The following is a 228-nucleotide window of genomic DNA, read 5'->3' as shown; positions in this document are numbered from 1 at the left end:
CCCGGGCGTCGACCACGACCCCGGCGACACCACCCGCCCATCGGCGTCGAGGACCGCCACCCGCACCTCGACAGCCGACCTCCGCACCACCGCAGGCTCCTCAGCCGTCACCCACTGCCCCCGAGGCAACTGCGGATCAAACCACCGCAGACCCTCCGACGACCCATGCACCAGCAGGGCGTGGCCCTCTCCCTCCCGGAAACTCACCAACACCACCGCGGTAGACCC

At 71.5% G+C, this 228-nt stretch carries 1 protein-coding gene; it reads right to left on the bottom strand.

Annotated elements, in window-relative coordinates:
- A partial coding sequence (locus ACLQ28_RS34670) for a hypothetical protein (RefSeq protein WP_425690472.1) occupies positions 1-207 on the bottom strand: 207 nt, incomplete at its 3' end.
- Positions 208-228: the final 21 nt, after the last annotated feature.

The organism is Micromonospora sp. DT201 (assembly GCF_049841575.1).
Classification (GTDB): Bacteria; Actinomycetota; Actinomycetes; order Mycobacteriales; family Micromonosporaceae; genus Micromonospora.
Note: the sequence above shows the minus strand (reverse complement) of the source record. Positions and strands in the feature narration are given on the sequence as shown.